Origin of the sequence: Anaerobutyricum soehngenii, assembly GCF_009697165.1 — a bacterium.
Taxonomy (GTDB): Bacteria; Bacillota; Clostridia; order Lachnospirales; family Lachnospiraceae; genus Anaerobutyricum; species Anaerobutyricum soehngenii.
On record NZ_VULP01000047.1, the window covers coordinates 1 to 9,155 of the forward strand.

Below are 9,155 nucleotides of genomic sequence, written 5' to 3' on the forward strand. Positions count from 1 at the left end.
CCTTTCGGGGCGTGATTTATGGTTTCTAGTCAACTCCATTATATCACAAACCGTGAGGAGATTTTTATTTTTAACAACAAAAAAATGACGTATTTATGCGACTTGTGGCGTTTCGCAAACGCCTAAATGATTGAATATAGAAAGGAACGTGAATCATGAAGGCATTTCTAATCTTAGAAGATGGGACTGTGCTGACCGGCGAAAGCTTTGGAGCAGCAAAAGAAGTAATCAGTGAGGTTGTTTTTAACACTTCTATGACAGGATATCTGGAAATATTAACAGATCCATCTTATGCAGGACAGTCTGTTGTTATGACCTACCCGTTAATTGGTAACTATGGAATTTGTATGGAAGATATGGAGTCTGTACATCCATGGCCAAAGGCACTTATTGTGCGAGAGTGTGCAAAACTGGCAAGTAACTTCCGTAATGAGATGACATTGGACGAATTCTTAAAGAAATACGATGTTCCTGGTATTTCAGGAATTGATACCAGACATCTGACACGTATTTTAAGAGAGTACGGTGTAATGAACGGAATGATTACTACAAGAGAAGATTTCGATCTGGACGAAGTAGTAAAGCAGTTGAAAGAATACAGAGTAAGTGGAGTTGTACGTGAAGTAAGCTGCAAGGAAAAGAGAGTGCTTCCGGGAGATGGCTTTAAAGTTGCCCTCATGGATTTTGGAGCAAAGAAGAATATTGAGAAGTCTTTAAACAAGCGTGGCTGTGAGGTTACAGTATATCCGGCATATACAAAGGCTGAGGAGATTATCGCAGCAAAACCGGACGGAATCATGCTTTCTAATGGTCCTGGAGATCCAAAGGAATGTGTGGAGATTATTGAGGAACTGAAGAAGTTATTTGCTACGAATATTCCTATTTTTGGTATCTGTCTCGGACATCAGCTGATGGCTCTTGCGAACGGAGCAGATACAAAGAAGATGAAGTACGGACATCGTGGAGCAAACCATCCAGTAAAAGATTTAAAAACAGGAAAGGTTTACATTTCTTCGCAGAATCATGGATATATGGTAATGGAAGATTCTCTGAACAGAGATATCGCAGAAGTAAGCTTCATTAATGTAAATGATGGTACATTAGAAGGAGTTCATTATCTTGGAAAGAATGTTATGACAGTACAGTTCCATCCGGAAGCCTGCCCTGGACCAAACGATTCCGAGTTTTTATTTGAAGAGTTTATTAATATGATGGAGGTTGCAAAAGATGCCTAAGAATACCAGTATTAAAAAAGTCCTTGTAATTGGTTCCGGTCCTATTGTTATCGGACAGGCTGCAGAGTTTGACTATGCGGGAACACAGGCATGCCGTTCCCTGAAAGAAGAGGGAATTCACGTTGTTCTTGTTAACTCCAACCCTGCAACAATTATGACAGATAAAGATATCGCAGATGAAGTATATATTGAGCCGTTAACACCAGAAGTTATCAAGAAGCTCATCTTAAAAGTTTCTCCGGACAGTCTTCTTCCAACATTAGGTGGACAGGCAGCGTTAAATATCGCTATGGAGTTAGACGAGTGTGGTTTCTTAAAAGAGCATAAGGTAAAGCTGATCGGTACAACAGGTAAAACGATCCGTAAGGCAGAGGATAGAGAAGAATTTAAAGAAACAATGGAAAAGATCGGGGAGCCGATCGCACCAAGCCAGATTGTTACGAATGTAGAAGATGGTCTGGAATATGCGCAGAAGATTGGATATCCGGTTGTTCTTCGTCCTGCATACACTCTTGGAGGAAGCGGTGGTGGAATCGCAGATAATGAAGAAGAATTTGTGGAAATCATTCAGAATGGTCTTCGTCTTAGCCGTGTAGGACAGGTATTAGTAGAGAAATCTATCGCCGGCTGGAAGGAAATCGAATACGAAGTAATGCGTGATGGTAACGGAACATGTATTACGGTATGTAATATGGAGAACCTTGACCCGGTTGGTGTTCATACTGGAGACAGTATCGTTGTTGCACCTTCTCAGACATTAGGAGATAAAGAGTACCAGATGCTCCGTAATTCTGCATTAAATATTATTGATGAACTTGGTGTAGAAGGTGGATGTAACGTACAGTTTGCATTAAATCCAGATACATTTGATTATTGTGTAATTGAGGTTAACCCTCGTGTAAGCCGTTCTTCTGCATTAGCTTCTAAGGCAACAGGATATCCGATTGCCAAAGTTACTGCGAAGATCGCACTTGGTTACCACTTAGATGAAATCAAGAATGCTGTAACAGGTAAGACATTTGCAAGTTTTGAGCCGGCGCTTGACTACTGTGTAGTAAAGGTTCCAAGACTTCCATTTGATAAGTTTATTTCTGCCTCCCGTCATTTGACAACACAGATGAAGGCAACCGGAGAGGTTATGAGTATCTGTACTAACTTTGAAGGTGGTCTTATGAAGGCTCTCCGTTCTTTAGAGCAGCATGTAGACAGCCTGATGCATGGCGATTTTGATAAGTTAAGTGATAAAGAATTAGAAGAACATCTTCATATCGTAGATGACCTTCGTATTTACTGTATTGCAGAGGCACTTCGTCGTAAAGTAGACCCACAGAAGATTCATGATATCACAAAGATTGATCTGTGGTTCATTGATAAATTAAATAACATCGTTGAGATGGAAGCGAAACTTAAAAATGCGGAAGAATTAGATCGTGATCTTTTACTGAGGGCAAAAGAGATGGAATTCCCGGATAAAGTGATCGGAGATCTTATCGGTCAGAATGAGGAGTATGTAAAGAACTTAAGACGTCAGATGGATATCGTTCCAGCATACAAGGTTGTTGATACCTGTGCGGCAGAGTTTGCAGCAGAAACTCCATACTACTATTCTTGTTTTGGAAGCTTCAATGAAGTAGAAGAAACTTCTGATAAGAAGAAGATTATGGTACTTGGTTCCGGTCCAATCCGTATTGGACAGGGTATTGAGTTTGATTACTGTTCTGTACACAGTGTATGGGCATTTAAAGAAATGGGTTACGAAACAATTATCGTAAACAATAACCCGGAAACAGTAAGTACAGACTTTGATATCGCAGATAAGCTTTATTTTGAGCCTTTAACAGAGGAAGATGTAGAGCATATCGTAGAATTAGAGAAGCCAGATGGAGCGGTAGTACAGTTCGGTGGACAGACAGCGATCAAGTTAACAGAGAAGTTAAATAAGATTGGTGTGCCGATTCTTGGTACAAGTGCTGAGAACGTAGATGCAGCAGAAGATAGAGAGCTTTTCGATGAGATTCTTGAGAAATGCTGTATTCCACGTCCAAAGGGAGGCACAGTATTTACAAAAGAAGAAGCTATCAAGACAGCGAATGAGATTGGATACCCTGTACTGATTCGTCCATCTTATGTACTTGGTGGACAGGGTATGCAGATTGCGATTTCTGATGAAGATATTTCCGAATTTATGGATGTTATTCAGAGATATGCACAGGAACATCCAATTCTTATCGATAAATACCTGATGGGTGTTGAAGTCGAGGTTGATGCGGTATGTGATGGAGAAGAGATTGTTATTCCAGGTATCATGCAGCATGTAGAGAGAGCCGGAATCCATTCCGGAGACAGTATTTCCGTATATCCTGCAAGAGACCTTTCTCCTAAGATTAAAAAGGTGATCGGCCATTATACAAAGTTACTGGCAAAGGCTTTACATGTTATTGGTCTTATCAACATCCAGTTTATTGTATATCAGGATGAAGTATATGTAATTGAAGTAAATCCTCGTTCTTCAAGAACGGTTCCTTATATCAGTAAGGTAACAGGTATTCCTATTGTTGACCTTGCAACAAAGGTTATGACAGGAATGAAGTTAAAAGAGTTAGGTTATGAGCCTGGACTTCAGCCGGAATCTCCATACTGGGCAATCAAGATGCCAGTATTCTCTTTTGAGAAGATTCGTGGGGCAGATATCAGCCTTGGACCAGAAATGAAGTCCACAGGAGAATGTCTTGGTATTTCTAAGAACTATGAAGAAGCATTATTTAAAGCATTCTTAGGTTCTGGTGTTGATTTACCAAAACACAAGAAGATGATCATGACTGTGAAGGATTCTGATAAGTTAGATGCAGTAGAAGTTGGTAAGAGATTCGCAGCACTTGGCTACGAAATCTATGCGACAAGAAATACATGCAAGACATTACAGGAAAGCGGTGTGCCAGCGAAGAGAGTAAATAAAATCGAAGAGACACATCCAAACCTGCTGGATCTGATCTTAGGACATCAGATTGATCTTATCATCGATACACCTTCACAGGGTATTGAAAGAAGCAAAGATGGTTTTGTTATCCGTCGTCATGCAGTAGAAACAGGTGTGAACTGTCTGACTTCTCTTGATACAGCAAACGCCTTACTTACCAGCTTAGAGTCTTCCTGCAGAGAAGATTTATCTTTAGTGGATATCGCAGAAATTGATAAAGAGATTGAGAGCAAGATTAACGAGGCATAAAAAGGGGAGTGAATCCCTGATATAAATAATATGTACTCATGGAGTCTTTTGTGCATTTACCCTTGCAAAAGATTTCGTGGGTATATAGCATAATTGGGAGGATACCGATGGGAAATTATACAAAGCAGGATATTATTCAGCTTGTGGAAGAAAAAGACGTACAGTTTATAAGACTTCAGTTTACAGATGTATCGGGAAATTTAAAAAATGTAGCGATTACAGCCAGCCAACTTGAAAGAGCATTAGATAATAAATGTATGTTTGACGGCTCTGCAATCGAAGGTTTCGTCCGCATTGAGGAATCTGATATGTATCTGTATCCGGATCTTAACACATTTGAGATTCTTCCATGGCGTCCGCAGCATGGAAAGGTTGCCCGCTTTATGTGTGATGTGTATCGTCCGGATGGGGTACCTTTTGAGGGAGATAGCCGGCATGTCCTGAAAAATGTATTAAAAAGAGCTGCAAAGATGGGATATACTTTTGATGTCGGACCGGAGTGTGAATTCTTCCTTTTTCATACCGATGACAATGGACAGCCAACAAACATTACACATGAAAAGGCAAGTTATTTTGACGTAACTCCGTTAGATTTGGGTGAGAATGCAAGAAGAGATATCGTTCTTACATTAGAGAGTATGGGTTTTGAAATTGAAGCATCCCATCATGAAGTTGCTCCGGCACAGCACGAAATTGATTTCAAGTATGATAATGCTCTGATAACTGCTGACAATATTATGACATTTAAAATGGTAGTAAAGACAATTGCAAAGAGACATGGATTATATGCAACATTTATGCCAAAGCCGATTACCGATATTGATGGTTCTGGAATGCATATCAATATGTCGCTTGAAAAGGATGGAAAGAACCTTTTTTTTGATAAGAAAGATCCACTGGGACTAAGCAAAGACTGTTATCATTTTATTGCAGGGCTTATTAAGCATGCCAGAGGAATGTCCTGTATTTGTAATCCCCTTGTAAACTCCTACAAGAGACTCGTTCCCGGTTACGAAGCGCCGGTAGCAATTTGCTGGTCTTCTATTAACAGAAGTCCGCTGATTCGTATACCGGCTTCAAGAGGAGCCGGCACAAGAATTGAATTCAGAAGTCCAGATCCCGCAGCAAATCCATATCTTGTCATGGCACTTTGTCTTGCAGCAGGGCTGGATGGAATCGAGAATCAGTTAGAAGCGCCGGAACCGATTGGTAAAAATATGTATTTACTGACAGAAGAGCAAATCGCAGATATGAATATTGATGTTTTGCCAGCTACGCTTGGCGAAGCATGTGACGCTTTTGAACAGGATACTTATATTCAGGAGGTCCTTGGAGAGCATATAAGTAAAAAATATCTGGAAGCAAAGAGAAAAGAATGGCATGAATATTGTAGACATGTTTCTGACTGGGAAACGGAATCATATCTTTATAAATACTAAACTACAGTCTTTTAATATACCGACTGTAGATGGAAACGACTGGATGGCTTATGAGGATGAGTGAGAATTGTTGAATATCGTTGTTGTATTTCCGAAAAAGGAAATTGTATTAAAAATGAAAAACGTCCTGATAAAGAATGGATATGATGTATCGGCCGTCTGTGTTACCGGGGCCCAGGCTATTCAGGCAGTGGAAAGACTAGAGGCGGGTGTTGTTGTATGCGGCATCCGCTTTGCTGATATGATTTATTACGAATTAAAAGATTGTCTTCCAGATACTTTTGAAATGGTAGTCATTGCCAGTAATGCACAGTGGCAGCAATATGGAGATGATGATGTTATTTATCTGCCATTACCGTTAAAAGCCTATGATCTAGTCGATACAGTGTCTGATCTGCTGACAGATATACATAGAAAGTTAAAGCAGGAAAAAGAAAAGCCGGATAAGCGTTCTGCAGATGAACAGGGAGTTATTAATCAGGCTAAGTCCTTATTAATAGAAAAGAATGGAATGACAGAGGAAGAAGCACATCGTTATCTTCAGAAAAGAAGTATGGATAATGGAACAAATATGGTAGAAACATCGTATATGGTTTTACAGGTTTTTGATTTGAAATGATTTTTATATTTCGCGGGTCCCAAAGTCAAAAACTTTATCGTGTAAGGACGAACGGAGTTTTGAGCTGTTAATCCTGAAACATCATTTAATTTAATAAATAAAACAGATATCGTAGATATAATTTTGCAAAGTAATTCTGAAGAATCACAGAAATTTTATTAAAAATAGCGAGAACCCTTGTTAATTAAGAAAGAGTATCGTATATTTTAAATGTTGTATCAGATGTGAAATGCGACAGAAGGGAGAAGCCTATGAAGTTTACAAAGATGCACGGAATAGGAAATGACTACGTTTATGTGAATTGTTTTGAGGAGTCTGTAAAGAATCCGGCAGAAGTATCTAAGTTTGTAAGTAATCGTCATTTCGGAATCGGTTCAGATGGATTAATTCTTATTAGTCCGTCAGCAATAGCGGATTTTCGTATGAATATTTACAATGCCGATGGTTCTCAGGCAGAAATGTGTGGAAACGGTATTCGCTGCGTAGCAAAATATGTGTATGATTATGGTCTGACAGATAAGACAGAGATTTCAGTAGAAACATTAGCAGGAATCAAATATCTTCGGTTACAGGTAGAGAATGGAAAGGTTGCAAGTGTTGAGGTAAATATGGGTGCGCCTATTCTTGAACCAAAAGAAATTCCAGTTGCAGTAGAAGAAAGTCCTGTTGTCAACGTACCTGTTGAGGTAAAAGGAAAAATCTATCATATGACCTGTGTATCTATGGGAAACCCGCATGCCATTATTTTTATGAACAATGTAAAAGATTTGGACATTGAAGCAATCGGTCCATATTTTGAAAATCATACGGTATTTCCTAAAAGAACAAATACAGAATTTGTAGAAGTACTTGATCGAAATACTGTGAATATGAGAGTATGGGAGAGAGGCAGTGATGAAACACTTGCCTGTGGAACCGGTGCCTGTGCAACAACAGTGGCCTGCATATTAAATGATAAGACAGAAAATGAAGTTACAGTACATTTGCTCGGAGGAGATTTGAAAATCCGCTGGGATCGAGAAGCTAACCAGGTTTATATGACTGGCCCGGCAACCGTTGTATTTGACGGAGAGATTACCCTTCCGGATGGTATTGCATAATATTTTTGAGTAATGAATTGTAAGAGACGTAAAGAGGCAAAAGCCAGATTGGAGTAACTATGTTTAAAGTAAATGAGAACTATTTAAAACTGCCAGGAAGTTATCTTTTTTCTACGATTGGAAAGAAAGTAGCCGCATACAAAGAGGCAAATCCAGATAAATCTATCATCAGTTTAGGTATCGGTGATGTAACACAGCCATTAGCACCAAAGATTATCGAAAGTCTTCATAGTGCAGTAGACGAGATGGGAAAGGCAGAAACTTTTCATGGATACGCTCCAGACTTAGGATATGAATTTTTAAGAAATGCAATTGCAGAGAGTGACTATAAGAGCCATGGTTGCGATATTCATGCAGATGAGATTTTTGTCAGCGATGGAGCAAAATGTGACTCGGGAAATATTCAGGAAATATTCAGTATAGATAACAAAATTGCAGTATGCGACCCAGTTTATCCAGTTTATGTCGATACGAATGTTATGGCAGGAAGAACAGGAACATACGACCCTTCCACAGAAACCTGGAGTGATGTCATCTATATGCCATGCACCGCAGAGAATGATTTTGTACCAGACTTTCCAAAAGAAGAGCCGGACATTATCTATCTTTGCTTCCCAAATAATCCTACCGGAACAACGATTACAAAAGCACAGCTTCAGGACTGGGTTGATTATGCTAATAAGATTGGCGCAGTAATTATTTATGATGCTGCTTACGAGGCATATATCAGCGAAGATGATGTCGCACACAGTATTTATGAATGTGAAGGAGCAAGAACCTGTGCAATTGAACTTCGAAGCTTTTCAAAGAATGCAGGATTTACAGGAACAAGACTTGGATTTACTGTAGTTCCTAAAGACTTAAAAGCCGGAGATGTTACTTTACATTCCTTATGGGCAAGAAGACATGGAACAAAGTACAACGGTGCTCCATACATCATTCAGAGAGCAGGAGAAGCCTGCTACAGTGCAGAAGGAAAAGCACAGTTAAAAGAGCAGGTTGCTTTCTATATGAACAATGCGAAAATTATCAAAGAAGGCTTAAAAGATGCAGGATACACCGTATTTGGTGGAGTAAACGCACCATATATCTGGTTACAGACTCCAGATAAAATGCCATCCTGGGACTTCTTTGACTTCCTGTTAAAGAATGCAAACGTAGTAGGAACACCAGGCTCAGGATTTGGACCAAGCGGAGAAGGATATTTCCGACTCACAGCATTCGGTTCCCATGAAAATACATTAAAAGCCATCGAAAGAATCAAAGCACTTTAAGATTAATTTGCTGAGCAAAAGAAACGAAAACCAGAAATAAAGATAAAATAAAATGTGAAGATAGTCGCGGCGCAGAAAATGCCTGACCGGCATTTTTACTTGCTCCGACATCACATTTTATTTTATCTTTATTTCGTATACGGTAAAACATGAGTACCCTAAATAAAAAAGACACTGATTTCTCAGCGCTCTTTTTTATTCTCCATCTTGCATATATCTGGTATTGATTCTGACCATGGCAACAAATCATCTATAAAGCTAT

Annotated in this window: 6 protein-coding genes; all 6 read left to right on the top strand. The window is 39.3% G+C overall.

The features are described 5' to 3' along the window. Positions 1 to 155 precede the first annotated feature (155 nt). The 6 genes from FYJ25_RS14000 to FYJ25_RS14025 all read left to right on the top strand — a co-directional run bounded on the left by FYJ25_RS14000 (position 156) and on the right by FYJ25_RS14025 (position 8,893). Positions 156 to 1,235: a carbamoyl phosphate synthase small subunit gene (locus FYJ25_RS14000; protein ID WP_021907382.1), complete on the top strand. Its 1,080-nt coding sequence runs from the start codon at positions 156 to 158 to the stop codon at positions 1,233 to 1,235. Beyond that, complete coding sequence (gene carB / locus FYJ25_RS14005) at positions 1,228 to 4,461, top strand: carbamoyl-phosphate synthase large subunit (protein WP_154581566.1); 3,234 nt, start codon at positions 1,228 to 1,230, stop codon at positions 4,459 to 4,461. The genes FYJ25_RS14000 and carB overlap by 8 nt, the downstream gene beginning before the upstream one ends. Before the next feature lie 107 nt (positions 4,462 to 4,568). Beyond that, on the top strand, positions 4,569 to 5,900 hold the full coding sequence (gene glnA, locus FYJ25_RS14010; protein WP_154581567.1) for a type I glutamate--ammonia ligase: 1,332 nt from the start codon (positions 4,569 to 4,571) through the stop codon (positions 5,898 to 5,900). Positions 5,901 to 5,967: 67 nt separating this feature from the next. Then, the gene (locus FYJ25_RS14015) at positions 5,968 to 6,519 is read left to right on the top strand and encodes an ANTAR domain-containing response regulator (protein ID WP_154581568.1); all 552 of its coding nucleotides are present in this window, start codon (positions 5,968 to 5,970) and stop codon (positions 6,517 to 6,519) included. Between the two features lie 251 nt (positions 6,520 to 6,770). Continuing rightward, complete coding sequence (gene dapF, locus FYJ25_RS14020) at positions 6,771 to 7,619, top strand: diaminopimelate epimerase (RefSeq protein ID WP_154581569.1); 849 nt, start codon at positions 6,771 to 6,773, stop codon at positions 7,617 to 7,619. 59 nt (positions 7,620 to 7,678) lie between these two features. Continuing rightward, positions 7,679 to 8,893, top strand: coding sequence for an LL-diaminopimelate aminotransferase (locus tag FYJ25_RS14025; RefSeq protein WP_154581570.1), 1,215 nt, complete (start codon positions 7,679 to 7,681; stop codon positions 8,891 to 8,893). Positions 8,894 to 9,155 lie beyond the last annotated feature (262 nt).